Annotated in this window: 23 protein-coding genes and 5 pseudogenes; 18 read left to right on the top strand and 10 right to left on the bottom strand. The window is 74.1% G+C overall.

The window, feature by feature from the left end; genetic code table 11:
• Positions 1–35: 35 nt before the first annotated feature.
• Together ACFUEL_RS10170 and ACFUEL_RS10165 are read right to left on the bottom strand one after the other, a co-directional pair.
• The gene (locus ACFUEL_RS10170) at positions 36–1,187 is read right to left on the bottom strand and encodes an ALF repeat-containing protein (protein WP_380235611.1); all 1,152 of its coding nucleotides are present in this window, start codon (positions 1,185–1,187) and stop codon (positions 36–38) included.
• Between the two features lie 329 nt (positions 1,188–1,516).
• Positions 1,517–1,693: a hypothetical protein gene (locus ACFUEL_RS10165; protein WP_380235610.1), complete on the bottom strand. Its 177-nt coding sequence runs from the start codon at positions 1,691–1,693 to the stop codon at positions 1,517–1,519.
• 289 nt (positions 1,694–1,982) lie between these two features.
• Between ACFUEL_RS10165 and ACFUEL_RS10160 the strand changes: the two genes are divergently transcribed.
• From ACFUEL_RS10160 to ACFUEL_RS10140, 5 genes and pseudogenes are all read left to right on the top strand, one after another.
• The gene (locus ACFUEL_RS10160) at positions 1,983–3,104 is read left to right on the top strand and encodes a DUF6183 family protein (RefSeq protein WP_380235609.1); all 1,122 of its coding nucleotides are present in this window, start codon (positions 1,983–1,985) and stop codon (positions 3,102–3,104) included.
• Between the two features lie 64 nt (positions 3,105–3,168).
• Positions 3,169–4,020 (top strand): hypothetical protein, encoded by an 852-nt coding sequence (locus tag ACFUEL_RS10155; protein WP_380235608.1) that lies wholly within the window; start codon positions 3,169–3,171, stop codon positions 4,018–4,020.
• 61 nt (positions 4,021–4,081) lie between these two features.
• Entirely contained in the window at positions 4,082–4,597 is a 516-nt protein-coding gene (locus ACFUEL_RS10150) for a hypothetical protein (protein ID WP_380235607.1), read from the top strand.
• A gap of 248 nt (positions 4,598–4,845) precedes the next feature.
• Positions 4,846–5,844, top strand: coding sequence for a hypothetical protein (locus ACFUEL_RS10145; RefSeq protein WP_380235606.1), 999 nt, complete (start codon positions 4,846–4,848; stop codon positions 5,842–5,844).
• A gap of 111 nt (positions 5,845–5,955) precedes the next feature.
• Positions 5,956–6,265, top strand: a pseudogene (locus ACFUEL_RS10140) (transposase); the annotation flags it as partial.
• A gap of 14 nt (positions 6,266–6,279) precedes the next feature.
• Here the strand turns inward: ACFUEL_RS10140 and ACFUEL_RS10135 are convergent.
• Both ACFUEL_RS10135 and ACFUEL_RS10130 read right to left on the bottom strand, forming a co-directional pair.
• Positions 6,280–6,957 (bottom strand): class I SAM-dependent methyltransferase, encoded by a 678-nt coding sequence (locus ACFUEL_RS10135; RefSeq protein WP_380235605.1) that lies wholly within the window; start codon positions 6,955–6,957, stop codon positions 6,280–6,282.
• A gap of 77 nt (positions 6,958–7,034) precedes the next feature.
• Positions 7,035–7,592 (bottom strand): annotated as a pseudogene (locus ACFUEL_RS10130) (transposase); the annotation flags it as partial.
• On the opposite strand from ACFUEL_RS10130, the pseudogene ACFUEL_RS10125 reads away from it, so the two are divergent.
• Positions 7,586–7,750: pseudogene (locus ACFUEL_RS10125) on the top strand (transposase); the annotation flags it as partial. The pseudogenes ACFUEL_RS10130 and ACFUEL_RS10125 sit on opposite strands and share 7 nt — an antisense overlap.
• Before the next feature lie 24 nt (positions 7,751–7,774).
• On the opposite strand, the gene ACFUEL_RS10120 reads toward ACFUEL_RS10125, so the two are convergent.
• Positions 7,775–8,536, bottom strand: coding sequence for a DeoR/GlpR family DNA-binding transcription regulator (locus tag ACFUEL_RS10120; RefSeq protein ID WP_380235604.1), 762 nt, complete (start codon positions 8,534–8,536; stop codon positions 7,775–7,777).
• Positions 8,537–8,642: 106 nt separating this feature from the next.
• Between ACFUEL_RS10120 and ACFUEL_RS10115 the strand changes: the two genes are divergently transcribed.
• The 5 genes and pseudogenes from ACFUEL_RS10115 (at position 8,643) to ACFUEL_RS10095 (ending at position 14,928) form a co-directional block, all read left to right on the top strand.
• Positions 8,643–9,908, top strand: a complete 1,266-nt coding sequence (locus ACFUEL_RS10115) for an MFS transporter (protein ID WP_380235603.1) — start codon at positions 8,643–8,645, stop codon at positions 9,906–9,908.
• Positions 9,909–10,200: 292 nt separating this feature from the next.
• Positions 10,201–10,599: a DUF1992 domain-containing protein gene (locus ACFUEL_RS10110; RefSeq protein ID WP_380235602.1), complete on the top strand. Its 399-nt coding sequence runs from the start codon at positions 10,201–10,203 to the stop codon at positions 10,597–10,599.
• Positions 10,600–10,973: 374 nt separating this feature from the next.
• On the top strand, positions 10,974–12,530 hold the full coding sequence (locus ACFUEL_RS10105) for a hypothetical protein (protein ID WP_380235601.1): 1,557 nt from the start codon (positions 10,974–10,976) through the stop codon (positions 12,528–12,530).
• Positions 12,531–13,378: 848 nt separating this feature from the next.
• Positions 13,379–13,800, top strand: a pseudogene (locus ACFUEL_RS10100) (transposase); the annotation flags it as partial.
• Positions 13,801–13,881: 81 nt separating this feature from the next.
• On the top strand, positions 13,882–14,928 hold the full coding sequence (locus ACFUEL_RS10095; protein WP_380235600.1) for an amidohydrolase family protein: 1,047 nt from the start codon (positions 13,882–13,884) through the stop codon (positions 14,926–14,928).
• A 221-nt stretch (positions 14,929–15,149) separates the two neighbouring features.
• Here ACFUEL_RS10095 and ACFUEL_RS10090 read toward each other — a convergent pair.
• Positions 15,150–15,314: pseudogene (locus tag ACFUEL_RS10090) on the bottom strand (DUF6086 family protein); the annotation flags it as partial.
• A gap of 218 nt (positions 15,315–15,532) precedes the next feature.
• Between ACFUEL_RS10090 and ACFUEL_RS10085 the strand changes: the two are divergent.
• The 3 genes from ACFUEL_RS10085 (at position 15,533) to ACFUEL_RS10075 (ending at position 17,653) form a co-directional block, all read left to right on the top strand.
• Positions 15,533–16,309, top strand: coding sequence for a hypothetical protein (locus ACFUEL_RS10085; RefSeq protein WP_380235599.1), 777 nt, complete (start codon positions 15,533–15,535; stop codon positions 16,307–16,309).
• Positions 16,310–16,368: 59 nt separating this feature from the next.
• Positions 16,369–16,782, top strand: coding sequence for a hypothetical protein (locus ACFUEL_RS10080; protein ID WP_380235598.1), 414 nt, complete (start codon positions 16,369–16,371; stop codon positions 16,780–16,782).
• A 205-nt stretch (positions 16,783–16,987) separates the two neighbouring features.
• On the top strand, positions 16,988–17,653 hold the full coding sequence (locus ACFUEL_RS10075) for a hypothetical protein (protein ID WP_380235597.1): 666 nt from the start codon (positions 16,988–16,990) through the stop codon (positions 17,651–17,653).
• Here the strand turns inward: ACFUEL_RS10075 and ACFUEL_RS10070 are convergent.
• The 4 genes from ACFUEL_RS10070 to ACFUEL_RS10055 all read right to left on the bottom strand — a co-directional run bounded on the left by ACFUEL_RS10070 (position 17,613) and on the right by ACFUEL_RS10055 (position 21,600).
• Entirely contained in the window at positions 17,613–18,386 is a 774-nt protein-coding gene (locus tag ACFUEL_RS10070; RefSeq protein WP_380235612.1) for an SDR family oxidoreductase, read from the bottom strand. The genes ACFUEL_RS10075 and ACFUEL_RS10070 overlap by 41 nt on opposite strands.
• A gap of 106 nt (positions 18,387–18,492) precedes the next feature.
• Positions 18,493–19,773, bottom strand: a complete 1,281-nt coding sequence (locus tag ACFUEL_RS10065; RefSeq protein WP_380235596.1) for a cytochrome P450 — start codon at positions 19,771–19,773, stop codon at positions 18,493–18,495.
• A 197-nt stretch (positions 19,774–19,970) separates the two neighbouring features.
• Entirely contained in the window at positions 19,971–20,240 is a 270-nt protein-coding gene (locus ACFUEL_RS10060; RefSeq protein WP_380235595.1) for a DUF4253 domain-containing protein, read from the bottom strand.
• A 49-nt stretch (positions 20,241–20,289) separates the two neighbouring features.
• Entirely contained in the window at positions 20,290–21,600 is a 1,311-nt protein-coding gene (locus tag ACFUEL_RS10055; protein ID WP_380235594.1) for a hypothetical protein, read from the bottom strand.
• A 612-nt stretch (positions 21,601–22,212) separates the two neighbouring features.
• Here ACFUEL_RS10055 and thrS point away from each other — a divergent pair.
• From thrS to ACFUEL_RS10035, 4 genes are all read left to right on the top strand, one after another.
• On the top strand, positions 22,213–23,481 hold the full coding sequence (thrS, locus tag ACFUEL_RS10050; RefSeq protein ID WP_380235593.1) for a threonine--tRNA ligase: 1,269 nt from the start codon (positions 22,213–22,215) through the stop codon (positions 23,479–23,481).
• Between the two features lie 199 nt (positions 23,482–23,680).
• A complete protein-coding gene (locus ACFUEL_RS10045; protein ID WP_380235592.1) occupies positions 23,681–24,319 on the top strand; it encodes a hypothetical protein in 639 nt (212 codons plus the stop codon).
• A gap of 171 nt (positions 24,320–24,490) precedes the next feature.
• Positions 24,491–25,297 carry a thioredoxin domain-containing protein gene (locus ACFUEL_RS10040; protein WP_380235591.1) on the top strand — a complete coding sequence of 269 codons (807 nt, stop codon included), beginning with the start codon at positions 24,491–24,493 and terminating at the stop codon, positions 25,295–25,297.
• A gap of 4 nt (positions 25,298–25,301) precedes the next feature.
• Entirely contained in the window at positions 25,302–25,958 is a 657-nt protein-coding gene (locus tag ACFUEL_RS10035; RefSeq protein WP_380235590.1) for a vitamin K epoxide reductase family protein, read from the top strand.
• The last annotated feature ends 56 nt before the right edge of the window (positions 25,959–26,014 follow it).

The raw sequence follows: 26,014 nt of genomic DNA, 5'->3' as shown, positions 1-26,014 counted from the left end.
GTTCGGATGCCTGGGGAGGCGGGGGTGCCGGGGTGTCAGGACTCCTGGCGACGGCGGCGGGTGACCACCAGGGCGCCCGCGCCGAGCGCGATGGCCGCCGCGCCGGTGGCCGTGAGGCCGCTGAGCGGGGTGCCGGGGCCGGTGAAGGCCAGCTCCGTGCCGGTGCTGTCGGCGCTGGTGGTGGACGTGGTGGTGGCGGTGGTCGTGGTCGTGGTGGTCAGACCGGCCTGGGTGACGCCGTTGCCGCTGTTGCCGCCGTTGCCGCCGTCGCCCGGCTGCTGGCCGTTACCGCCCGTACCGCCGTTCTCCTGCTCGGCCGCCGCCCGGTCCCGGGCCTGGGCCTCGGCGAGGCCCTTGGACAGGAAGGCGCGCAGCTCTTCCATGGTGCCGTTGGTCAGCAGCTGGTTCACGACCTTGCGGACCTCGGGGCCGTTGACCGCCATCGCCTGGGTGGCCTGGATCCGGAAGTCGTCCATGAGGGCGCCGGGCGCCCCCTCCAGGAACAGGGCGATCGCCTCGGCGTTGCCCTTGTCCAGCACCGCGAGCGCCTTGGCACGCAGGCCGGCGCTGATGAGCGGGTCCTCGGCGAACTGGGAGAGCTTGACCCGGTTGTCGGAGTCGATCAAGGCCGGGAGGGTCTTCTTCAGGAAGCGCTCGATCGCCTCCGGGCTGCCGTCGTCGAACGCCTTCTGGGCGGCCTCCCAGATCGGGGAGCCCGGCTCGGCCGCGCTCAGGACCTTGGCCGCCTCGAGGGCGTTGTCGTCCTGGACGACCCGGGCCAGCTCGGCATCGAGGAAGTGCTGGATCTGCTCGGGGGTGCCGCCCTGCGCCTTCGCGACCGTCTCGTAGTAGTGGTCGTAGTGACCCGGCTCGGCAAGAGCGTCCGCCAGGCGGGCGCGCAGCGCGGCCTCGTCGAGCTCCGGAGCGGTGGTGGACTCCGACTCGGCGGGCGGCGCGGCCTGCTCGGCCGGCGCGGCAGGGGTGCTGGGCGCAGCCGGCGCGGCCTGCTCGACGGTCTCCGTGGGCTCCGTGGAATCGGTGGACTCGGTGGGCTCCGCGTCCGGTACGGACTGGCCGACCGGGGTGGGCGGGGCGGTCTCGGCCATCGCCTGTGCGGTGCCGATGACGGTGGGCGCGGAGACTGCTGCGACGAAGACGGCGGCAGCGATCGACCGACGGATGCTCAAAACTCCCCCAGGGAAAGTGGTACGCGCGGGGCCGACACCGCGGCCGAATTTTCACACGGCGTCAGGCGGTTGGGATCGTACCGGAACTCAAGTGACAGTAATAACGGATTCTTTCCTTTCTCTTTGTCCGGATATTTCCGTTCCGGGCGGACACTCCGCAGGTCAACCGGCATGCGGGGCCGTCTCGGCCAGGCCACGAGCCCCCGGCGGGCCCAGTACGCGTGGACCGGGCCCCGGGCGAAGTTCTGGCCGGAGCCGGTGCCCGAGCCGCCCGTGCACACCTGCTTGGCGGCGTAGTACGTCGCCCGCACGTCCGCGTGCGTGTCGTGCTACGTCCTGGTGTGCGCGCGCCGACCCTCGACCTGCCGGAGCACCCGACTCCAGGATTTCACCGCCGAACCGGGGTACGGCCGATGGAAGCTGATGCCGACGATCCCGGCGGCCGCGCCGCCGTTGTCGATGGTCGCGAACGAAAGCGAACGAACGCGAACGAACTGAGCGGACATCACGGCGAATTGACGAGTTGGCGAGTTGGCGAGTCAACAAGTCGACGACCTGACGGATGGTCGATGCCCGATGCCGGCGGGGACGACGGCCGTACCGGCCCCGGTGCGCGAGGGCGAACCCGGAGGCGTCCCCGGGCCCGCGCTGCGCGCCGGGCAGCGGGAGGGCTGGTCAACGGTGCGGGCGGCGAGTCCCACACACCGGCCGGGGCGCTGTACGAGAGCCTCGGCCACCCGGGGCCGCCCCGGAAATGAGATGAGGCGGGGCGTCGTCACGCATAGCCTCGGGGCCGTGGATGACCGGATACCGAAGATCGTGGCAGGGCTGCCGGCCCTGGCGGACGTCACCGGCGTGCGGGCGCTGGCGGACGACCGGGTCGCCCGGGGGGACGCGGCCTTCGCCGCCGACCTCGGCATCGCGCTCACCGAGGCGTACGGCTCCGGGCAGGTGTGGCAGTACCGGAGCGTCTTCGACCACCTGCTCCGGCTCCTGGCCACCACCGCCGGTTCCGAGAACGTCGTCCAGGCGCTGCGACTGGTCTCCTCGGCGCGGGCCGCCGGTCGGAAGCCGGACCGTTACGCGGCCTCCCTGCTCGCCTCCGGCCAGGAGGCGACGGATCTGGTCGCGGCGTTCGCCGGACGCGCCCCGGAGGAGCTGCGGGCCTGCCTGGTCCACGAACTGGTCCTCCGGGGTGTCGCCGTCGAAGGGGTTCCCGGGATCGCCGCTTGGGCGACGTCGCCGCACTGGGGCCACCACCCCCTGCGCTGGCTGCCGTTGACGCTGTCCGACGTCGAAGCGGGCGCGGACCTGCCGAGCTACGGCCTCCGCGGCGGCAGTCACTCGATGCCGTACGGGCCGGGGGCGAACCGCGCGTCGGCGGCGCTCACCGGCAGGGACGTGCCGCCGGCGGTGGAGGTGACGACGGAGGCTTCGGCCGCGGCCGTGGCCGAAGCGGTGGCGAACTGGGTCGAGGAGTCCAACGGGCGCGTGGAGGCCCGGGTTTTCGCCCTCGCGGAGCCCCTGGACGTCGGATCCGTCCCGCACGCGCTCCTGGCGGTGGGGCTGGAGTGTCTGCGCGGAGCGAAGAAGAAGACCGCCCGCTCGGTCGCCGTCCGTCCGCCCGCCGAGGTGTGGCGCGTGCTCTTCGCGGCGGCGTCCACGGGAGGGGCGTACAACTCCGGTTCCCACGGCGCCTACGGCCGCCTGGCGGCCTGGCGGTCCATGGCCGCGCTCGCCGGGAGCCCGGAGGGCGCGACCGCCGACGAGGTCGGGGCACGGGTGCGGGAGTGCACCTGGTACGGCTTCGACGCCGACACCAAGTGGTTCGAGCAGGTGGCCTGGGACATCGGCCTGGCCGCCCTCGCCCCGGACCGGCGGCGCCTGGCCGTGCTGGCCGCGACCGACACCGACTGACGCCCCGTCGCGGATCCGCCGGTGCCCGGCCGCACCGGGGCTGGTTCCTGGTTGACTGTGCGCCGTGACCGAGCTGATCGAGGTGCCGGAGGCCGAGGACGACTGGGAGCCGGCGGCGGATCCCGGGGAGGGCGGGCGCAACCCGGCACGGCAGGCGTCGATGTTCCAGAGCGCGGCCTGGCCGTTGACCCCGCTGGCCCTGCTGTCGGTGGACCTGGACGCGGTGGCCCGGCGGCTGCGGCTGACCCTCGAGACCTCGTGGGACGGGCACGGCGGGGTGCGCGGTGCGTTCTTCGTACTGGCCGGGACGGACTTCGTCGTCACCCACCACGAGGGCGACGACCCGGGAACGCACCTCTGGACCCGGCAGGGCGGGCCCGGCGATCCGGCCTCGCGCACGGGCAGCGTCCTCGCGGCCCTCGGCGTGGGGCCGGAGGCGGTCGCGTACTCCACCTGGGGGGCCGGCACCGAGCTGCCGCACCTGCCCGACGCGTGGTGGCGCGGCCGGCCGAAGCCCGTGTGGTCGCGCCAGGACACGTGGGCGAACCTCAAGCGCCGTCCGGCGATGTTCACCGGAAGTGCCGGCTTCGGTGCGCTGGTCGGGTTCCTCAACGGCTACGACCACGCCTCCGAGGGAGCCCTGCTGGACGGGTTCCAGCAGTGGCTCGCCACCCGGCTGGGCTCCGGCCGGAACCTGGTGTACTGGTTCCTGGCCGAGAAGCTGATCTTCCCCGACGGCCGTCCCGCGCAGCCCTGGTCGCCCGAGACCGAGCAACGCGCCGTGGCGGGACTGATCGGCCTGCTCGACGAGTTCTTCGACCGCCTCGCCGACGCTCCGGGCGAGCTGGACGCTGCGGGCGGTCCGGGTGCTCCGGGCGCTCCGGGCGCTGCGGAGGCCCGCCCCGCGGGGGACTGATCCGGGCCCGACCCGCCGCCCACTGCCCACTGCCCGCCACCGCCCGGATAGCGTGGCGGCCGTGACAGCACTCGACTTCCTGGGCCGGTCCTTCGTGGGCTTCCAGGAGCACGCCTCCCCGGACGACCGGGCCTTCGACTGCCGCTGGGTCGACCTGAAGTCCTTCCGCTTCCCGGCGGGCTCCCCGGACCGCGACCTGCTGGCCGCCCTCGTCGCGCACGAGCAGTTCCGCGACGACTACGCCGGGGGCGGCGTCGACCCGGCGGGGATCCGCCACGGCTGTTACTGGCTCGACCGGATCACCCCCGCCGCCTACCGGCCGGTCACCCACGGCGCCGCCGACCAGGTGCTGCGGGAGTGGGCGGACCAGTACGGCCGACTCACGCAGTCGCTGGAGGCCGCGCTGGACGCGTCGCCGCGCGCGGTGCTCGGCTCGGCCGACCGGCTGTACCTGCTGCCGGAGTTGGGGAGCGACACCTGGCACGACTGGGGGCGGGTGCACGAGGACTTCCACGAGTTCGTCGCCGTCGACGACGACCGGCGGGTGCTGACCCTGCTGGTGGCGGCCGACGATTGACCGATCGTTTCAGGATGACTTCCGAAGGGGTCGGGGACAGATGATGCTGCAGGCGAGGTCACCGACCCACTGCTGCCCCTGGTGTCGCAGGTCATCGCTAGGTTGGTGCCCCTTGCAGGCCCGTTGGGCCGGTGGCTGGGCATGGCTCGGGGGTTGGGATGGGTGTCGGAGTCGGAGATCGGGCGAGCTGGGTGCTGGAGCCGCTGGTGGGGGTGGGGCCGCTGCGGTTCGGGATGTCTCCTGAAGAGGTGAACGCAGCGCTGGGCGAGGATGATCCGCATGGCGTCCTCAGCAGTGGTGGTCTGCGGTCGTGGAGCTGGTACCGCCGACACGTGGTGAGTGCGGTCTTCGGATCGCGGGAGCAGTTGGTGGCGGTGGGAGTCAGCGCGAATCGCGGGCCGTTGGTGCTGTTGGAGGGCGTGGTGCTGGTCGACCGGGCGCCTTCCGAGGTGCGTGCGGACATCAGCCGCCTGGCGCTGCGGTGCGGGGTGGAGGAGGTGCCGAACGCCGAAGGGGAGCAGGACGTGCCGGCGTGGGGTGTCTCGGTGGGTGCGGTCCAGCAGTGGCTGCCGGATGCCGGGGGCTTTCTGCAGCGGGGGGACGCCATGGTCACCGACCTGCTGGTGACCGGGCCCGGCCTGGCCGAGGACCCGTACGGCGAGCGGAATGTGGCCGGTTGGCGCAGCAACTCCCGGCGCCGCACCCCCGAACCGGGGCCCTGGCCGGTGCGGCCCGAACGGGATCGACCGCGGTGGGAGTGCGTGCCACTGGTGGGGGTGGGGCCGCTGCGGTTCGGGATGACGCCGGAGCAGGTGTCGGCCGCCCTGGGCGGGGAGACGGCATCATCGCGCCACACCTACCGCCCCGACCCGGCAGGGTCCCTCTGGGCGGACCAGGGAGACCCTGCCGAGGAGCGGCTGGTCGAGGAGCGGTTCGAGGCCGCCGGCGTCCGCGCGCACTACCGGGGGTGGGAGCAGGGCCGCGGCCCGCTCCTTGCCGCGGTCACCGCCCTCGGGCGTTCCGGCCCCCAGGTCCTCCTCGACGGCATCCCACTCGTCGGCCGACCGGTCACCGCCGTGGAGGCCGACATCGTCAAGTACCTCAAGGACAACGACCTCGGCCTGCGGTTTCTCGTCAGCGGGGATCAGGAGATCTACGGCCTCGGCGTGACGGTGCGCACCGCCCGTGTCGGTGACAGCGTCATCAGTGAGGCCCGGCTCGGGGCGGAGCAGTGGTACGAGGAGTGATCGTGCCCTTGCCGATCGCTCCGGAACGAGTCGAGCCGCACTCTTGTACTCCTCGGTCTTGATCGGCAAGGCATCCGGGCGTTTGTTGATCCTGTCCCGGACGATCCGTGAGAGCGGGTGGCCCCACTGCTGCCGCCCGCTCCCGGGCAAGGCCATCGGCCCCCCGGGCGACCACGGGTCCCGTACCGGACGGCCCTGACCGACACCGTCTACGTGCTGCGGACCGGTGTCGCACGGCGCGACGTCCCCGCGCAGGCCGTGGGCCGCTCCGGAGTCACGGCCTCGCCCCCGGCTGCGGGACCGGACCGAGGCCGGCGCCTGGCCCCGCCTGCGCGCCACACTGCTGACCGAACTGCGTCGCGCGGGCCTGCTGGACCTGGACGAGTGTGCCGTGGACGGCTCGCACGTCCGGGCCCTCAAGGACATCTCAGGGGCCTAGGAGGTCGAGCTGCCCTCCTCGGCAGTCGGCTTGTAGGCCAGGAAACTGGCGAACTTCCAGTTCAGTTTCTCGTCAAGCTCCTGCACCAGTTGAGCGGTGATGGTGAAACCGGCCCGGTTCAGCAGCGCAGCGAGCTGGTGTGCGGGCAGCCGATACGACGCGTAGGACACGGGGTGGCCGCCATAGCCGTGCGTCGGACGGCGGTGCTCACCGGTGCCTACGTGGCCGGCGAGGAGCAGATGCCCGCCGGGCGCCAGGGTGCGGTGGAACTCGGCGAACACGACCGGCAGCAGCTCCGGAGGTGTGTGGTGGGTGGAGTAGTACGCCAGGATGCCACCGAGCGTGTCGTCCTCGATCTCCAGCGCGGTCATGGAGCCCACGGAGAAGCGCAGGTCAGGATAGGCGTTTCGGGCCAATTCGATCATCTTTGGGGACACATCGATGCCGAAGGCAGAAACTCCGAGTCTGGTCATGTGCGCTGTCACTCTTCCGGGTCCGCAGCCCAGGTCTGCGACCGGTCCTCGGTCGGATGTCTGCACGAGTTCGGCGAACGCGGCCAGCATCGAGCGTGACAACGGGTCCAGCTCGGACGGGGACTTGACGAGGGCGGCGTAATCGTCGGCCACGGTGTCGTACGACTCCCGGACCCCGGCAAGGTGAGAGGGCTCAGTCACGCGGCAAATCTAGACCGGTGCACTGATATGGCCGACGGTCCGGGCTACTGGGTCACGCTGGCGCTTGGAGGAGCGGTGCCGGCGGCGATGAGGCGGTTGTCCTTGACGAACCGTCGGCCGACGAAACGCTTCTTGCCAGCGGCCCGGGTGATGGGGGCGGATCCGGCGTACGACTTCGACGCTCGGGCGTCGGCGAACCGTGCCCGGTCGTCGCCCAGCTCGGCGAGGACGCGGGCGTCGGCCCCGGTCAGACCGCCTTGCTTGCCCTGGAAGGCCGGCAGAGCAGCAGGGTAGTGCTCGCGCAGGAGCGAGCGGACCTGGTTGGCGACCTGCTGCCGAGTCCGGACGGCGTCCTGCTGGGCTCGGGCCAGGACGGTGATGGCCTGGGCGAGTTCGGAATCGGACGGCAGGGGTCGATGGGCGTGCATGTCGGTGCGCAGGAGGTTCGCGAGGACCAGGGCGTCACCCGGATCGGACTTCTTCCTGCTGACGCCGTGGCGGTCGCGGTAACGAGCGGCGGCGAGCGGGTTGATCGCGAAGACCTGACGGCTGCCCGTGCGCAGGCTCGCGACCAGGAGGCCGTGGCTGGTCTCGATGGCCACTGGTATCGGATCGTCTGGGCTGTCGCCGTGCTCGTCCCGGTTCCAAGCACCCTGTGATCGTGGACCGTTGCGGCACCCCGCTCACCGTGGCGCTCACTGGGGGCAATCGCCACGACGTCACCCAACTGCTGCCCCTGCTGGATGCGGTACCGCCGACCCGAGGACCGCGAGGACGACCGGGCCGGCGGCCCGGACCGGCCGCTCGGGCCGGCGGGTCAGACGCTCGTGACGGTGGTGCCGGCCGCTTGGAAGGCGGCGAGTTCCTCGGCGGGGGCGTCGGTGTCGGTGACCAGGGCGTGCAGGCTCGTGGCGGGGGCGACCCGGGCGAAGGCGGTGCGGCCGAGCTTGCCGCTGTCGGTGGCCACGACGGTGCGGCGGGCGGCGGCCATCGCGGCCTTCTTCACCGTGGCGTCGTCGAGGTCGTAGGCGGTCAGCCCGTCGGCGGCGCTCAGGCCGCAGCAGCCCAGGACGGCAGTGTCGAAGCGCAGGGCGGCGATCGAGGCGAGGGCGAGCGGGCCGGTGAGCGCGCCCTCGGTGGCACGGGGCTGTCCGCCGGGGACGAGCAGGGTGGCGGGGCCGGGGGCGTCGCCGAGGACGTGGACGGCGGGCAGCGACAGCGGCATCACGGTGACGGGGCGTTCGCGCAGCAGCCGGGCCACCTCCAGGCAGGTGGTGCCGCTGTCGAGCAGCACGCTCTCGCCGTCGGCGATCAGCGCGCAGACGGCGGCGGCGATCCGGCGCTTGGCGTCGACGGCCTCGCGGGCGCGCAGCGCGAAGGGCGGTTCCTCGCCGCGCAGCAGCAGGGTGCGGGCCCCGCCGCGGAAGCGTTCGAGGACGCCCTGGGCGGCCAGGGCGTCCAGGTCGCGCCGGATGGTCATCTCGGAGGCGCCGGTGCGGGCGGCGAGTTCGAGGACGGTGGCGCTGCCCGCGTCCCGGACGGCCTGCGCGATCAGGGTGTGGCGCTCCCGCGTGCTCATACCGGGATTGAACCGCACCGCCCGGCGCACGATCAAGCTCGGCGCACAACCAAGTTGTTCGATAGCCATCTTTCGCACAAGAAAAATGTTCGTTATGGTCGGCGGCATGGAAGCCCCGCTCCGGGCCGCCCGCGTGGCGACCTACGTCTACTTCGTCCTGTGCGGCACCCTGATGGGCGCCTGGGTCGTGCACATCCCCGCCGTCGAGAGCCGGGTCGGCATCAGCCACGCCGCGCTCGGCGGCCTGCTGGTGCTGTTCGGCCTCGGCGCCTTCGCGGGCATGCGGGCGGCCGGGCACCTCACGGACCGCCTCGGCACCCGCACCGTCGTCCCCGCCTCCGGCGCCCTGTGCGCCGCCACCCTGGTGCTGCCCGGCCTCGCCCCCGGCCCGTGGACGCTGGCCGCGGCGCTGCTGCTGTTCGGCTTCACCAACGGCTGCCTGGACGTGAGCATGAACGCGCACGCCGTCCACGTGGAGCAGGCGTACGGGCGTCCGGTCATGTCGGGCTTCCACGCCACCTTCTCGGTCGGCGGCGTGATCGCCGCGCTCGCCGCCGCCGCGGCCACCGCCACCGGCCTCGGCCCGGTCGGCACCCTCGCCGTCCTCGGCGCCCTCGGCATCGCCACCGCCCTGCTCACCGCCCGCGCCCTGCTGCCCGGCACCGCACCGGCCGGCACCGACGCGGCCGACGGAGCCAACGGGGCTAACGGGGCCGACGGGGCCGACGCGGCGGGCACTGCCGCGACCTCGGCCGCAACCTCGGCCGCCGAGGCCGGCCGGGCCCGCCGCCGGATCCGGGTCCTCGCCGTGCTGGCCCTAATGGTGATGCTCAGCGAGGGCGCCGCCAACGACTGGAGCGCCCTGCACCTCAAGGACGTCCTGGGCGCCCCCGCGTCCACCGCCGCGTTCGCGTACGGCACCTACGCCGCCGCGATGACCACCGGGCGCCTGCTCGCCGACCGGGTCTCCGCCCGGCACGGCTCGGCCGCCGTCCTGCGGTACGGCGCGCTCACCGCCGCCGTCGGCATCACGGTCGCCGCCCTGACCCCCTGGGTGTGGGCCGCCTTCCTCGGCTGGGCCCTGTTCGGCCTCGGCCTGTCCGGCTGCGTCCCGCAGCTGTTCAGCGCCGCCGGGCACGCCGACCCCGCCGCGGCGGGCACCAACGTCTCCCGCGTCGCCGGGCTCGGCTACCTCGGCATGCTCGCCGGGCCCGCCGTGATCGGCTGGCTCACCCACCTCACCGCCCTGAACCACACCTTCCTGCTGCTCACCCTGCTGTGCGCCGCCACCGCGGCCGCGGCCGGCGTCCTCCGCACCGCCCCCTCCCCCGCGCCCGCGCCTACTCCCGCACCCGCACCCGCACCCCACTGACCACCCGTGCGGCCCGGGCCGGGGCCGCACGGGTCACCCGCCGACCCGCGGCGGAACGGCCCACGTACGGCACGGCCCGCGTATGGGACGGCCCCGTACGGCGCGGAATGCGAACGCGGAATGCGGGCGCGGGGTGCGGCGCGCGCCCTCGGGCCGGGCGGGTGCGCCCCTCGACCTCCGGTGCCCCCCGTCCGGCCGGACCGGGCGGGCGGGGGGCTCCCGTAGGATCGGTGGGACAGCCCCTGTCGCGCCCCTGCGCCGGACGCCCCTTCTGCACGGGAGGACCCACCGCATGACGGAACGCAAGCCCCCCGGTGTGACCTTCGAGAGCTGGGTCGACCGGCAGATCCGCGAGGCCGCCGAGCGTGGCGCGTTCGACGACCTGCCCGGGGCGGGGAAGCCGCTCCCCGGCGAGGGGCGGCCGTACCACGAGGCGTGGTGGATCCGGGAGAAGATGGAACGCGAGGGCCTGTCCTACCTGCCGCCGTCGCTCGCCTTGCGGGCCGAGCTCCGCGAGGCGCTGGACACCGCGCGGCTGGCGCCGACCGAGCCGCTGCTGCGCACCCGCCTCGCCGAGGCCAACGCCCGGATCGAGGCCGCGCTGCGCCGCCCGGTCGAGGGCCCGCCGCTGGGCCTGGCCCCGGTGGACGTCGAGTCGGCCGTCGCCGAGTGGCGCGACGCCCGCCCCTGAGGGCCGCCCCCTCTTCCCGTGCGGAAAATGGTTCGACGCGGGTGGTGACGGTGGGTCAGACTGGGCGCATGTCCTCTCGAATCGAGTCCTGTTTCCTCCGGTGAGCCCCGGGTCGCGGCGCGGCGGGCCCGCGCTGTACGAGGTCGTGCTGGAGTTGTCGAGTGCCTCGCCCGGCGGTCTGCCGCCGCGTTCCGGGTTCTCGGGGTTGGGCGTTGCCGCGGTCCCGCTCCCCTGCGGGGAGACGGTCCGGGAGCGCCGGGAGTCCGTGGCATCCGCCGAGCGGGCCGTCCGCGCGGTGTTCGGGTCGTGGTCGGGTGATGTCGGCGCGCTGGTCGGCGAGTTGGAGCGGCTCGTCCTGCCGGACGCGTGCCCGCGTGCTCCTGTCCTGCGTCGCCGAACTGCCGTTCGCCGATCCGGCGCGCGTCCTGGCGGCGGCCCGGCGGCTGGTCCGCGAGGGCGCTTCGGTGCCGGCCGTCCTGACGGGCATCGCGCTGCTGCGCCGTTTCGGCACGTCGGAGGACGTGCCGGTGCTGTCGCTGCTCGGTGAGGCCCGGGTGCTGCACGGTCCGGCCGTCGCCGCGTTGGACGTACTGGACCAGCAGGCCGCCGCCGTCCTCGCGCTGACGGTGCGCGGCCGCCGCCCGCTGGTGGAGCCACTGCCGGCGGCGCTGCGCAGCGCCGACCGGCGGGTGCGCCGCCGGGGCCTGGTCTCACTGCCCCGGGACTTGTCCGCGCTGGGCCCCGCCGACGCCCGCCGCATCGTGGAGGCGTTCGGGGTCGCCGAGTTGCTGGACGGCTTCCCGCACGACACCTGCCTGGTCGAGGTCTCGGGCCGGCTGCTGGCCCGGCTGGCGGATCCGTCCGCCGATCCGGCCGAACTGCTGGCCTGCCGCGCGGCGCCGGGCCTGTACGAGCGGGTGGCGGACCGGGCCGGGCAGTTGACGCCGGGCTTCGACCGCTACGCGCTCCTGCTCTCGCTGGCGCTCGACCTGAGCAGTGGCAGCGCCACGCTGCTGGACCGGCCGCCGCGGTGGCGCGCGGCGCTGCTCGACAAGCTGGGCGGGGTGCTGGCCGCACCGGCCTGGACGGCGGCGGTCGCCTCGGCCGACCGCCGGCCGGGCGCGGCGGCGCGGGTCGACTGGGTCCGCCGCACCGGGCGCCGCCCGTTCGAACTCCCGGCGGCGGCAGGCCGGTTCCGGATCGAGGTGGTGGAGCCGGATCCGCGCTCCCGGGCCCGGATGCAGGCCAGGGTACTGGTCGACGGCCTGCCGCTGACTCCCCGGCTCTTCCCGGCCGGGGTGGCAGTCGGCCCGGAGTCGCTGCTCGACGGGGGCCTGCTGCGGGCCGGGCCGGAGCCGCACCCCGTGCGGCTGGCGGAGGCGCCCTGCAGCGAGGGGTGCTGCGGCGCGCTGTGGGTGGACGTCCGGCGCGAGGCGGGCCCGGACGGGCCGGTGGTGGTGTGGGACGGCTTCCGGCCGGGCCTCGACGCCGCCCCGCTGCCCGGCACCGGGGCGCTGCGCTTCGACGCCGCCGCCTACGACGCGGAGGTCACCCGGGCCGAGACGTCCGAACCGGGCCGGGCACGGGCAAGGGCCGTCGCCCTGCTGCTGGAGCGCGAACTGCGCTCCCGCCCCGAACTGCTGGCCCGGTGGGACGCCAAGGCCCGCCGGATCGGCGTGGCCGGTGACCGCCCGGACACCGCGGAGGTGGTCTTCTGGTACGCGCCGGGTCAGTTCTCCGCCACCCCGGAAGAGCCGGAGCACCCGCTACTGTTCCGCTGGTCGATCCCCGACGACGGCAGACCCGCCGAGGCGCAGGCCACGGCGGCGCTGCACCGCCTGGCCACCAAGGACCCGACCTCGTACGCCCGGCTCACCGGCGGCAACCGGGCCCGCGCGGCACGACTCGGCTTCGCCTGGCCCGACTCCTGACCCCGGCCCGCTCCGCCTCCTGCTCCTCTCCTCATGCTCCTGCTCCCCCGTGCCCCCGCACCCCTGCACCCCCGCGCCCCAGGCGGGTGCGCGGGGTGGCTTTGATCGCGAGTTGTGGTTCTGGCTCAACTTCCGTGGTCCGCACACGCCGAGTGACGATCTGGAAGAGCTGTGGGCGTCGGGACGTTGCCCGGAATTCGCGAGCGGCCGGGGCATGGTGGCTGACAGTGCGGGACCGTGGATGATCTGGTGCCCCGGCTGGAGGGACTGCTGTTTCCGTTCCTCGGTCGCAGGGCACAACTGCCTGCGGCGCGGGGGATGGTCGGCCCGAGTGCACAGCTCCTACCTGCGCTTTCCCGTTGGCTGTCCGGTCGGGGGGAGACGGGTCCGGCTGAGCCTGCGGGTGCGGCGCTTCGTGTGCAGCGACCGGTTGTGCGGGCGGCGGACCTTCGTCGAACAGATCGAAGGGCCGACGCGGCGCCACGGCCGGTGGACCGAGCATTTGCGGGCGACGCTCGCTTCGGTCGGCCTCGCGCCGGCCGGGCGGGCCGGTGCCCGGCCGGCCGGGGTGTTCGGGGTTTCGGTGAGCCGGAGCGCGGTGCTGCGGCTGGTCGAGGAGCTTCCCGATCCACAGCCGCCGACCCTGCAGGTGGTGGGCGTCGACGAATGCGCCCCGCGAAAGGGCCGCGCCTACGGGACGGTGCTGCCCGACCGAGACCCGCCGGCCAGTCGACCTGCTGCCCGACCGGGAGTCGTCGAGCCTGGCGGCCCGGCTGGCCGAGCGGCCGGGCGTCGAGGTCGTCTGCCCCGACCGCGCGCCGTTCTTCGCCGAGGGCGCTACCGCCGGTGCACCGCAGGGCGCACAGAAAGCGATGCAGGACATCTGCAACGCCGAAGACCGCGACCACGCGATCAAGGCGATCAAGACGTTCGCTCAGCTCCACGGCGCGAAGTTCCCGAAGGCGGTCAAGAAGATCACCGGCGACCAGGAGCAGTTGCCGGCCTTCTACGGCTTCCCGGCCGATCACCGGATCCACCTGAGGACCACGAATCCGATCGAGTCCACGTTCTCCACCGTCCGGCTGCGGACCGAGGTCACCCGCGGCGCCGGCTCCCGTGCCGCCGCCCTGGCCATGGTCTTCAGGCTCGTCGAGTCCGCCCAACAGCGGTGGCGTGCGGTGAACGCCCCCACCTCGTCGCCCTCGTCCGTGCCGGAGCAAGGTTCGAACGCGGAGTCCTCGTGGAGCGGACTGACGATGCGGTTGCTTGATACCAGGGTTCTCCTGCCGAGGTCCCTCGTAGGATCGGTGGGATCGACCAATGTGCAGGCGGGTTCACGGGGAGGCCACTGGTGGTGCTGCAAGTGCGCGGAGTCGTATTGCCCGAGCGGGAGGAGCGATCCTTCTGGATCGATGGCGACCGGCTGAGGACCGGGACTGCTCCGGATGCTGACCTGGTCATTGACGGCGGCTGGCTGCTGCCCGGCCTGGTTGACGCACATACCCATCCCGGCACCGAAGACATCGCGGTCCCGTTCAGCAACGCGATGCTGCGGCGGCACCTGACCGATCACCGCGACGCCGGAGTGCTGCTGGTACGCACGCCGGGGTCCGCGGCTCGCATCCCCGACTGGGTTGACGAAGACCCGGACATGCCCCGCGTCCACTCGGCCGGACGCTGGCTGGCCACCCCGGGCCGTTTCATCCCCGGTTTCGGACGGGACGTCAGCGAGGCCGACCTGGTCCACGCGGCCGTGGAGGAGGCCACCGCGTCCTCCGGTTGGTGCAAGGTCGTCGGGGACTGGCGGCCTGACGAACCCGCGCTCCCCCTGGACGTCCTCACCGCTGTCGTCCGGGCCGTGCACGCGATCGGCGGCCGGGTGGCCGTGCACTGCCAGACCAGCGAGGGCAGTCGCAACGCCGTCCTGGCCGGAGCCGACAGCCTGGAGCACGGGATGCACCTGGACCCGAGCCTGATCGATCGGATGGCGGACCAGGGCACGGCGTTCGTCCCTACGCTCAGCGTCTTCGGCTCCAATGCCGACCGGCGGCGGGCCGCCGAACCGAGCGCCCGCCGGGACTGGTGGCTTGCCGGATGGGACGCGATGCTGCCCAACGTGCGAGCCGCACACGAAGCCGGCGTCACCATCCTGGCCGGCACCGACAGCTTCCCCTGCGGCACCGTCAGCTCGGAGATCGACTGGCTGGTCCGGGCCGGCCTGACGCCCGAAGCGGCGCTGGGCGCGGCCTCCTGGTCGGCCCGCTCCTACCTCGGCCTGCCCGGCCTCGTTGACGGAGCCCCCGCCGATCTCGTCGCCTACGACACCGACCCTACGCTCGACGTTTCCGCCCTGGCCCACCCCAGCCGAATCATCCTCCGCGGCCGGGTCATGGCCTGAAGGCCGAGCGTCGAATCCACAACTCTTGACAATGACTCCCCATCACTTGACGTTCGGTACTGGCAGGGAGCGGAACAGGCCGGGCAGAACTCGATTCCGATGTTGATCCAACACCCCTGGTCGGAACCCGTGGCGCGGTCATGAGGGCAGGTTGTTGAGGCGTTGCCGGCAGATGAGTGCGCAGGCGGGGAGGACGAAGGTGTTGTGGAGGGGCACGTCTTGAACACGACGGGGTCGATCTGGCACTCGTCAGCCTGCATCGGTCCGATACCGGACGGCAGACTCAGTTCCGCCTGGTAGACGCTCACCTGGCCCGTGAACAGCCGGGAGGCCCCATTCGATGGGTTCCACAAGGTCTCGTCGCCTGTGCCGTAGTACTGGCTCATGCGGCCCCTCCCCACTGGCCGTGCCGGCCAGTGTCGCGAGCCCATGAGACTACGGTCAGTCACCCCTCCACGGAAAGTGAGCCAGAATCCGAGTTTCGACGTCACCGGGGTACGTGCCGGATCGGCTGACCCGGCACAGGCGCCGGGCCGACGGCCTACCGACTCCCGCCCGGCCGAAGGGCCCTCGGCCCGAGACGCTCCGGTAGGCTGCGCCGGCCATGGATGCGCACGCCGAACCCGAACCGCCTCGGACCGACGCGATCGCTTCCGGTCCGCCGATCCGGCAGCTCTTCCGGGACGTCATCGCCGACCGGCTGCCCGCCCCGAGGCCGCACCGGGCAGCGATGCTGTTCGACGCCGAGATCGACCCCTTCTGGGACGACCGGAGCTTCCTCGGCGACTTCTACGACGAGATCCTCCACCAGGACACCTGCCGGCCCGCTACCGCTGACGGCCTCGTCCTGCTCGCGGTCCTGGCCGCCGACGACCGGGTTCCCGCCCGGCACCGGTTCCAAGCCGTCCATCTGCTGTTCAGGGCTGCCACCGTCGCCGAGCGCCACCTCGCCGAGACCTGGCCGGACAGCCCGCCACACGCCGATCCCGACAGCGAGGCACGGGCCCGCAGCGCGGTCCAGGTCCGCACCCCGGACCTGCTGAACCGCTGGCCGGTCGAATGCCCCGCGGTCCGGCTGGCCCTGGCCGGCCTCGCGGTCGTCTTCCCGACCGACCGCACTCTGCCCGCCCTGGCCCCGCGCCTGCAAGGCTTCACGAACCAGCACCGGCAGGGCACCGACATCGGCGACTACGTACGGTTCGTCCTCGTACTGGCCTCCCGGGACGAAGACCGGATCCGCACCGCGACCGAGAACCTCACCGACGCCTACTGGGCGGGAACAGCGCGAGAAGTGCCGACCCGGACACGGGCCCTCCACCTCCTCGGCCAGATGCTGGCCAAGGTCGGAACCGAACTCACCCAGCCGCGCGACGGGCAGTGACACACCCCGGCCACGACGGACGGCACGCTGCCCGTAGAAGTGAACGAAGCCACCGGGGTGTGCGCGAAGTCCTCGGCGCGGACGAGCAGGACGCGCAGGCGGTCGAGCAGGGCGTCGCCGACGGCGTGACCGGGCGGCTCGGCGGGATGGGCGGCTGCGCGGTGATCGGCCGGACGATGACCAACGTGGAGGTGCCGGGCCCGTATCGGGATGTCGACTTCCCGGCCGGCGCGTCCCTGCTGCTGCTCTGCCCGGTCTTCGGCCCGGTGGTGCCGCACCTCCCGAGGGCCGCGCCGGTCGCCGTCATGGCGATGGCTCCTTCGGCACCTTCGACCGGCACCCGCTCCGCCCCCACCCGCTCCGCCCTCACGCCTCCGCAGCTCGGCAGCGTGGCGGAACTCCTGCGGCACGCACAGGACTTGACCCACCGGATGGCCCCTGGACGTTCTGGCGGCCCGATGCCCGGAGCGTGACCGCACCGCCGCCGGGGGATGCTCGGCCGCGCCTGGTTCCGGGCCCGTGACTGACGCCCCTTCTCCGCCCTGAGCTGGGACGGTTCGTGAACCCCGGGGCCCGCGCCGACCCCGGCGGGGCCGTCGGCAGAGTGCTCGCGCACGACAATCGGAAGATCCGATTCCACTATCCGAGCCGCAACCGGCCCTGCCCTGGTACCGGAAGGTGACGCGCAAGCAGATCGGCGTCGCCTCGGGCTGCCTGGCGGTGCTGCTGGCCACCGGCCTGGCGATCCAGTCGGTGGACTCCGGGCAGGCCCGGCACGAGGTCGCGCTGCCGACCGACTTCGCCGGCCTGACCCGGGGCGCCGAGGCCCAGGACCTGACCACCCTCCGGACCGAGTGCGAGCAGCAGAACGCCGGGCACCACGTCCCGTGGCACACCCAGGTGCAGGGCTACGGGCAGCCGGGCGCCACCGGGCTGCGGGAGAGCGATCTGGTGGCCGCGGCGGTGGACACCGAGGGCTCGGTGCCAGACGCCGCCCGGGCCGCGACCGAGATGCTCGGCGGCTACTCGCCCGACGGCAGTTCGCTGGAGGACGGCACCCCGGTCAACGGCATGCAGACCTACCCGCCGGGCCCGCTGAAGGGTGCGCCCGCCTGCGCGACCGTCGGCGAATCCGGCCAGGAGTACGACGTCTGCGCCTGGGCGGACGGCAACACCACGGGCAATCTGAGCGACCTGGCCGGCCGGCTCACCCGCGAGCAACTGGTCGACCGCACCCGCGAGTTGCGCGCCCCGACCGAGCAGCCCGAGCAGCCCGAGCAGCCCGGCCGGCCCGTCCGCCCCGCTACTTCAACCCGCCGCTGCTCTGCAGGAGTTGGCCGTTGACCCACTGGCCCTGCGGCGAGCAGAGGAAGTCGATCAGGTGCGCGGCGTCCCGCGGGGTGCCGATCCGGGCCAGCGGGGTGTACTCGATCATGTCGGCCTTGTGCTGTTCGCTCATCCAGCCAGTGTCGGTCGGGCCGGGGTCGACCGCGTTGGCGGTCACCCCGAGGTGAGCCAGTTCGCGGGCGGCGGCCCGGGTGATCCGGTCCAGCGCGCCCTTGCTGGCCCCGTACGGGAGGTTCCCGGCGGTGTGGTCGCTGGTCAGGGCGACGATCCGGCCGGTGCCGAACTCGCCGGTGAAGCGCAGGCCGAACTCGCGGATCAGCAGCCAGCTGGCCCTGGCGTTGACCGCGAAGTGCCGGTCGAAGCTCTCCACCGTGGTGTCCAGCAGCCCGGAGTCGACGGACTCCGCGTGGCTCATCACCAGTGCGCTGACCTTCCCCAGCCCGGCCTCCACCTGGTCGAACAGCCGGGCGGGGGCCTCCGGGTCGGCCAGGTCGGCCGACACCGCGAGGTGCCGCGCGCCGTGCCCGCCGATCAGCGCGCCGACGGCCTCCGCCGCCCCCTCCTCCGCACCCCAGGCCATCCGGCTGTCGTACGGCGTCCAGTAGCTGTACGCGACGTCCCACCCCGAGGCGGCCAGGCGCTCGGCGATCGCGGCGCCGATGCCGACCGTCCGGCCCACGCCGGTGACCAGGGCGACCGGACGTCCGGAACGGCTCTCTTCTGCGTTCATCGCGTCTGCGTTCATCGCCTCTGCGTTCATCGCCTCTGCGTTCATCACGGGGCCGGATCCTGACAGTTCGCCAACTCGCCTGACAAACCTTTTTCCCCGGGTCCGCCTACTCCCCCTCGGCGTGCAGCACGGCCCGGATCGGCCCGTCCGGGTGCACGGTGAGCCTGAACGCGGTCTCCGCCGGGGCCTCGCCGACCCGCACCCGGTAGGCGGGCAGCAGTTCCTCCAGCAGCAGCACCATCTCGCGCACCGAGAACTGCGCCCCCAGGCAGGCCCGCGGCCCCAGCCCGAACGGGAAGTACGCGCCGGGGGCGGGCCGCCGCTCCGCCGCCAGGAAGCGCTGCGGCCTGAACTCCTCCGGGGCCGGCCACAGTTCCGCGTCCCGGTGGGTGAGGTACGGGGCGGTCAGCACCGTCGTGCCGGCCTCGATCCGGTGGCCGTCCAGCACGTCGTCCTCGGCCGCGTGCCGGGGCATCAGCCAGGCGACGGGGTACAGCCGCAGCGTCTCGTCCACCAGCGCCCGGATCGCGGCCGCCCGCTCCGCGGAGCCGGCCGGCCCGGCGGCCAGCGCCCACTCCCGCTGCTCGGGGTGCGCGTCCAGCAGCAGGAACAGCCAGCTCAGCGCGGTGGCCGTGGTCTCGTACCCGGCCACCACCAGCGTCATCAGCTCGTCCCGCACCAACCGCTCGGTGTAGTCCGGGAGTTCGGCCGCCGCCCGGAGCAGCACCTGCACCAGCCCCGGTTCCCGCGCCTCCTCCGCGAGGGCGATGGCGTGCTCGGCGACCCGGTCGACGTGCTCGTTGGCCTCCCGGAAGTCGATCTCGACGCCCCCGGTCGCGGGCGCGAACGCCGGGATCGCGGCAAAGCCCTCCCCCGCCGCAACCAGCCGCCGGTGCGTCTCCGGGTCGAGCGGGTGCGCGGTGAGCGAGCGCCAGATCACGTCCAGCGAGAAGTGCCGCAGGTCCGCGTCGATCTCCCGGACCTCCCCGGACGCCGCCGCGGCCCGCCACCGCTCGGCGGTGGCCGCCACCGCGGCCCGGATCTGCGGCTCGTACACCTTGATCCCCTGCCCGGTGAACTGCGGTTGCAGCAGCTTGCGTTGGCGCCGCCACGGCTCGCCCGCCGCGCACAGCAGCCCGCCGCCGAGCAGCGGCTGCACCCGGTGCCCACGCTTCACGTACACCTCGGTCCGCTTCGCCAGCACCTGCTGCACCGCGCCCGCCCCGGTCACCAGCACCACCCGCCGGTCGCCCAGCCGGAACCCCGCCACCGGCCCCAACTCCCGGGCCGCGGCCAGCAGGTCGACCACCCGCCCGCCCCCGGCCCGCCAGCGGGCGAACGCCTCGGCGTCGAGTTCGGGAAGGACGCTGGTGGCGGCCGTGGTCAAGGCGGTCTCCTGCCGTGCTGAACTGCGCTGTACGGACACCGACCACCCTAACCACCGACCCCGGCCCACCCGGCCCGGTTCGCACGACTTCAAGCCACCGGGGGCTCCGGAGCGCCGGATCGTGGCAGTGCCGATCGGAAGGGGAGCAGGACGGGCAACCCTCGTTGTGCGCCGACTGCGGTACCGGTGAGCCCCGGTCAGTCCCACCAGAACCACCAGTGGGTCCGGCCGACGAGGCGGTCGGCGTACTCGGGGAAGGGCGTCGGCGGGTCGTCGACGATGTTGTGGGCGGTCGACAGCACGTGCTCCAGCGCCAGCAGTTCCGCCTGGTCGGCTCTCCGGGGGGCCGGGCCACCGCGACGGTGTGCAAGCAACGGGTGCTGCGGGTGCGCCATCGGCGCCGGCGCGGTGAGGTGCACCGCGAACTGCGGCCACTGGATCTGGTGTTGAAGAGTGCCGTCCGGCACCTGGTGGCACTCCCCGAACGACTCCCGGCACGGCCCCCTGTTCCCCGCCCTACTCCCCGCCCGACACAACACCCAGCACAGCACCCGACGCCGGCGCCTCCCACACCCCGTCCAGCAGGGCGTGCAGCCGTTCCTCGCCCAACTGCGGGTTGGCGGCGGCCCCTTCGACCAGCTCGGGATCGGCGAGCAGCGCGGCGACCCGTTCCGGGCCGAGTCGCGGGTTGGCCGCGGCGGCCAGCCGGACGCGGCGGTCCGGATCGGCCAGCAGCGCCTCCAGGTCGCCGTCGAACTCCGGGTCGGCGGCGGCGAGTTCACGTACCCCGGGGTCTTCGTGGCGGGCGAGCGCCGGGGGCAGCCCGGTGCGCGGGAAGGCCGGGAGCGTCCGGAGGCGGTCGCGGTGCGGCGGGTGGCGCAGGTGGGCGTCCAGGAGCAGCGCGGCGGGGGCGCCGAGGTGGTGCAGGGCGAGCAGGTCGCGCACCTCCTGGTCCTGGTCCTCGGCGAGCAGGCGGACCGTCGGCCCGTCGAGGTGCGGGCAGTGGGCGGCGGCGCGGCGCAGCAGCAGGTGAGGTGAGCGGGCGCAGGCGTGGTACCAGGCGGGGTCCGGCGGGTCGAGGGGTTCGTCGACGGTGTCGCGGTGGATCGCGTGGGACCAGTCGCCCGGTTCGGGGGGTTCGGCTCCGTCGACGGCTCGGCCGCGGGCGGGGTCGCGCGGGGCGGGGTCGGCGGCGGCGCGGGCGGCGGTCCGGGGGTCGGGGTCGGCGGCGAGGGCGTCGATCAGGGCGGGGGTGAGGCCGGGGTGGCCGGCCAGGCGGTGGCGGACGCGGGGGTCGGGGTCGGCGGCGAGGGCGGCCATCGCCTCGGGGGTGAGCGCGGGGTGGCGGGCGATCTCGCGGCGGACGTCCGGGTCGGGGTCGGCGGCGAGGGTGCGGACGGCGTCCGGCGGGAGGTGCCGGTTGCGGGCGAGCGCGCCGAGGCCCTCCCGGGCGGCGAGCGCCCCGGCGAGGGCCTCGGGCGGCAGGACGCGGACCTGGTACAGGTAGTGGCGCACCCGCGGGTTGGTGGTCTGCGCCGACTCCTCGGGCGTCAGCGTGCTCGGCGTGGCGGCCCGCCGGGCTGCGGCGCGGACGTCGGGGTCGGGGTCGGCGAGCAGTGCGGCGCGGTCCGCCGGGGGGAGCGCGTCGATGAACCGGATCGCCTGGCGGCGCAGTTCGGGTTCGGGGTGGCGGGCCATCCGGCGGCGGAAGGCGCTGCGGTGCGCGCCGGAGAAGTGCAGTTCCTCCAGCACCTCGGTGCGGGTGAGCTGCTCGGTCTCGCGCGGCCAGGTGCCGAGCAGCAGCAGTTCGATCGCGGCGTCGGGCACGGGGGTGGGGCGCCGCCGGGCGCCGGAGCCCTGGACGGTCTTGAAGGCGACCAGGAGGTCGGGATCGCGGGCCAGCCGCAGGCAGTGCGCGTCGGAGAGCCAGGGGTTGGCCGCGACGGCGCCGCGCAGGCGGCGGTCGGGGTGGGCCAGCGCGGTGTCGACGAAGTCGGCGGGCAGCGGTCAGCCGCCCAGGGACGTCCAGGCGGGGCGGCCTTCGGGGGCGAGCAGCCGGGTGAGGGGCGGCGCCGGCACGGGGGTTGGCGGCGATGCCGCGCAGCAGGGGGGCGTGCGGCTCTTCCGGGGCGGCCGGGGCGGCGGGGGCGGTCACCGCGCCATGGTGGCACGGCGGCCGCCCCGGGCTCCCCGAATACCCGGCTCCCCGGCTGCCCCGGGCTCCCCGGATATTCGGGTGCCGCCGGGCACGGGGGCGGCTACGGTGACGGGCATGAAGCGTGCCGCGATGCTGACGACGACGCCGGAGAGTGTCCCGGCGCGCTGACTGCTGTGTGCGAGCCCCGGGGCCGAGTGCTCCGGGGCTTTCGCGTGCGCAGGCACCCCCGCGATGGCACTCGTCCCCTCACCCGAACCACCCGTTCCCCTGAGGAGACCACCGTGTCCGACCACTCCGACCACGTCGACCACTCCGACCACGTCGACCACTCCGACCGCATCGACCACCGCCGGCTGGGCCGCGAACTGGGCCTGTTCGACACCGATCCGCTGATCGGCTCCGGCCTGCCGTACTGGCTGCCGGACGGCGCCGCCGTACGCCGCAGCCTGGAGGACTTCGTGCACGCGCTGGAGCGCCGGGCGGGCTACCGGCACGTGTACTCGCCGGTGTTGGGCAAGCGCGAGCTGTACGAGCTGTCGGGGCACTGGGCGCACTACCGGGAGGACATGTTCCCGCCGCTGGAGATGGGCGGCGAGGAGGAGTTGGTGCTCCGCCCGAGCCTGTGCCCGCACCACGCGCTGCTGTTCCGCTCCCGTTCCCGCAGCTACCGCGAACTGCCGCTGCGGATGGCCGAGTTGGGGGACATGTACCGTTCGGAGCGGTCGGGCGTGCTGGGCGGACTGACCAGGGTGCGGGCGATCCGGCTGAACGACGCGCACGTGTTCTGCACCCTGGAGCAGGCGGCGGCGGAGGTGCGCGGCGCGCTGGAGCTGATCGCGGCGGCGTACCGGGCGATGGGCGTGGTGCCGTCCCGCTACCGGCTGTCGCTGCCGGGGCCGGGCGGCAAGTACGTGGCGCGCCCGGAGCTGTGGGAGCGGGCGACCGCGATCCTGGTGCGGGTGCTGGCGGAACTGGGCCTGCCGTACGAGGAGGGGGTCGGCGAGGCGGCGTTCTACGGGCCGAAGATCGACGTGCAGGTGGTGGACGCGGCGGGGCGGGAGTCGACCCTGTCCACCGTGCAGGTCGACTTCCACCAGCCGGAGCGGTTCGACCTGCACTACGTGGGGGCGGACGGGGCGCGGCACCGGCCGGTGATGGTGCACCGGTCGGTGGTGGGGAGCGTGGAGCGGGCGGTGGCGCACCTGATCGAGCGGCACGGCGGGGCGTTCCCGGCCTGGCTGGCGCCGGTGCAGCTGGCGGTGCTGCCGCTGGGCGCGGAGCAGGCGGACGCGGCGGCGGCGCTGGCGTCCCGCTGCCTGGAGCTGGACCTGCGGGCCGAGGTGCTGGGCGCGGAGCGCGGTTCGCTCGGGGCCCGGGTGCGGGCGGCGCGGTCGGCCCCGTACCTGGCGGTGCTGGGTCCGCGCGAGATGGCCGACGGCACCCTGTCGCTGCGGCTGCGGGACGGCCGGCGGCTCGGTGCGCTCCCGGTCGGCGAGGTGCTGGCGGGCGTCGCCGGGCGTGTCCGGGCGCACGCCGTCGAACTGTGGTGAGCGCCACCCGGGGCGGGTGACGCTCCCCACCCCCGGCCCGCCGTCCCGCTCCCCCCGCTCCTCCCCCGAACCCCCCGCCGCCCGTGTCCCGCCCGCCCCACACCCCCTTTATCCAGGGCTTATTCACGGTACGGGTGCTCGCGGCGGGGTCGTTCGGACCCTCGTCCCCGGGGCGTCCGGCGTGCCATACTCCTTCACCATGACCGGCATTCACGCGACCAAGGCCCTGCGGGGCGCGGTGTTCACCGCGCTCGCCGTGCCGCTGGCTGCGTTCGGCCAGGTGGCGATCACCGGGCGCGCCCTGCCGCTCACCCTGGTCGCGGCGGCGAGCGTCGCGGTCTTCCTGCTGGCGGTGGTCCTCGACGGGGCGCGCCGCCGCTTCCTGCTGCTGTCCTCCGTGCTGGTGCCGGTGGAGCTGCTGCTGAACACCGCGTTCAACCTCGGCCAGGACGCCTGTGCGCGCCCCGCCCGGGGCGTGGACCTGCTGGTCTGCGGCGGCGACTCGGTGGGCGGCTCGGAGCTGTTCGCGCAGTGGACGCACAACTCGGCGGGCCTGCTGCGCCTGCTGGTGCTGGCCGTGCACCTGGCGCTGGCGCTGGCCGCCGCGGCCTGGCTGCGGCTGGCGGACGCCGCGCTCTGCGGTGTCGCCGAGGCGCTGGACGCGCTGGCCCGGCTGCTGCCCGCGCCGTGGCGCGCCCTGCTGCTGGCCGCCCGTCCGGGCTGCCCGGCCGCGCTGCTGCCGTCCTCGGGCACCGGGCCCGCACCGCGCCGTCCGCAGGTGCTCGTCCTCTCCCCGGCTCCGCGCCGCGGTCCCCCGCAGCCGGCCCTCGCCAGCTGACGGACCGTCACCCGGACGCGTTCCGTCCCGGGCGCCCGCCGCGCGCCCGCCCCTCCCTTTCTTGAACCAGCACCCCGCGCCGCGCCGCGCCCTGCCCCGCCCCGTCCTCGTACGGGTCGCAGCTGCCGGGCCGCCGGGCCGCCGCGAGGTGCCGAGGAGACGACGGACACCATGACCAGCACCCCGAAGAACCAGAACCAGCGCCCGAACGCCACCGCCCGCGAGCGCCTCAAGCAGGCCCAGCAGGCCGAGGCCCGCGCGGCCAAGCGCCGCCGCGGCCTGACCGTCGCCGTCTCGGTCGCCGCCGCGGTGGCCGTGATCGCCGGCGGCACCGCGCTCGCCGTCTCGAGCGCCTCGAAGGACGACGGCGCCTCGACGGCCGCGGCCGTCGCCCCCGCCAACACCTCGGCCGCCGACCCCACCGTGGTCGTCTATGGCAAGGCGGACGCCCCGCACACCCTGGCCGTGTACGAGGACTTCCGCTGCCCGGTCTGCCAGGCGTTCGAGACCTCGGCGGGGAAGACCGTCCAGCAGCTCGCCGACCAGGGCGACTACAAGATCGAGTACCACCTGGCCACGTTCCTGGACGGCAACCTGGGCGGCAAGGGCTCGAAGACCGCGCTGGCCGCGGCGGGCGCGGCGCTCAACGAGGGCGTCGACAAGTTCAAGGCGTTCCACGACGTGCTGTACGCCAACCAGCCCGCCGAGTCCGAGGACGGCTTCGGCGACGTCAACCACCTGCTCGACCTGGCCGGCCAGGTGCCCGGCCTGAAGACCGAGGCGTTCACCAAGGCCGTCACCGAGGGCACCTACAGGGGCTGGGCGGCGAAGGTCTCCACCGCGTTCGACAAGAGCGGCGTCTCCGGCACCCCGACCGTCAAGCTGGACGGCAAGACCCTCGCCGTCATCGGCCAGGACGGCAAGCCGGTCACCGGCGAGCAGTTCACCACCCTGGTCCAGCAGACCATCGGCGGGTGACCCGGTGACCACCGCCCGCACCCCCGCCCACGCCCCCGCGACCTCCGACCGCGCCCCGGCGGCCCCCGCCCGCACCCCGGTCCCCGCCTCACGCGGCCACTCCTGGCTGCTCCTGCTCACCGGCCTGATCGGCCTGGCCGCCTCCGCCGTCCTGACCCTCGACAAGCTGAAGCTGATGGAGAACCCGTCCTACCGGCCCAGCTGCAACATCAACCCGATCATCAGCTGCGGTTCGGTCATGCGCACCGCCCAGGCCGAGGCGTTCGGCTTCCCCAACCCGCTGATCGGGCTGGCCGCGTTCGGCGCCCTCGCCGCCATCGGCGCCGGCCTGGTCGCCGGCGCCGCGTACCGCCGCTGGTTCTGGCTCTCCCTCCAGGCGGGCACCCTGCTCGGCCTCGGCTTCGTCGTCTGGCTGATCGACCAGGCCCTGTACGAGATCGGCGCGCTCTGCCCCTACTGCATGGTGGTCTGGGCCGTGGTCATCACCGCCTTCTGGTACACCACCGTCCACAACCTCCGCACCGGCGTCCTGCCCGCCCCCGCCCCGCTCCGCCGCCTGGCCGCCCTGCGCTTCCAGTGGCTCGTCCCGGCCGCCGCCTACCTGGTGATCCTCCTGCTGATCCTCAACCGGTTCTGGTACTACTGGTCGACCCTCCTCTGACCAGGCCGGCCCGCACCGGCCCGACGGCCCCCGACCGCGCTCCCGCGGCCGGGGGC

It is taken from the genome of Kitasatospora sp. NPDC057198 (assembly GCF_042670125.1).
Taxonomy (GTDB): domain Bacteria; phylum Actinomycetota; class Actinomycetes; order Streptomycetales; family Streptomycetaceae; genus Kitasatospora.
Note: the sequence above shows the minus strand (reverse complement) of the source record. Positions and strands in the feature narration are given on the sequence as shown.

What these genes read in the sequence shown, in the direction of transcription:
- ACFUEL_RS10070 (WP_380235612.1), bottom strand. Translation starts at nt 18,386, where the DNA reads ATGAACGCAGAAGAGAGCCGTTCCGGACGTCCGGTCGCCCTGGTCACC.
- ACFUEL_RS10085 (WP_380235599.1), top strand. Translation starts at nt 15,533, where the DNA reads ATGGATGCGCACGCCGAACCCGAACCGCCTCGGACCGACGCGATCGCT.
- ACFUEL_RS10115 (WP_380235603.1), top strand. Translation starts at nt 8,643, where the DNA reads ATGGAAGCCCCGCTCCGGGCCGCCCGCGTGGCGACCTACGTCTACTTC.
- ACFUEL_RS10110 (WP_380235602.1), top strand. Translation starts at nt 10,201, where the DNA reads ATGACGGAACGCAAGCCCCCCGGTGTGACCTTCGAGAGCTGGGTCGAC.
- ACFUEL_RS10040 (WP_380235591.1), top strand. Translation starts at nt 24,491, where the DNA reads ATGACCAGCACCCCGAAGAACCAGAACCAGCGCCCGAACGCCACCGCC.
- ACFUEL_RS10165 (WP_380235610.1), bottom strand. Translation starts at nt 1,693, where the DNA reads ATGTCCGCTCAGTTCGTTCGCGTTCGTTCGCTTTCGTTCGCGACCATC.
- ACFUEL_RS10120 (WP_380235604.1), bottom strand. Translation starts at nt 8,536, where the DNA reads ATGAGCACGCGGGAGCGCCACACCCTGATCGCGCAGGCCGTCCGGGAC.
- ACFUEL_RS10045 (WP_380235592.1), top strand. Translation starts at nt 23,681, where the DNA reads ATGACCGGCATTCACGCGACCAAGGCCCTGCGGGGCGCGGTGTTCACC.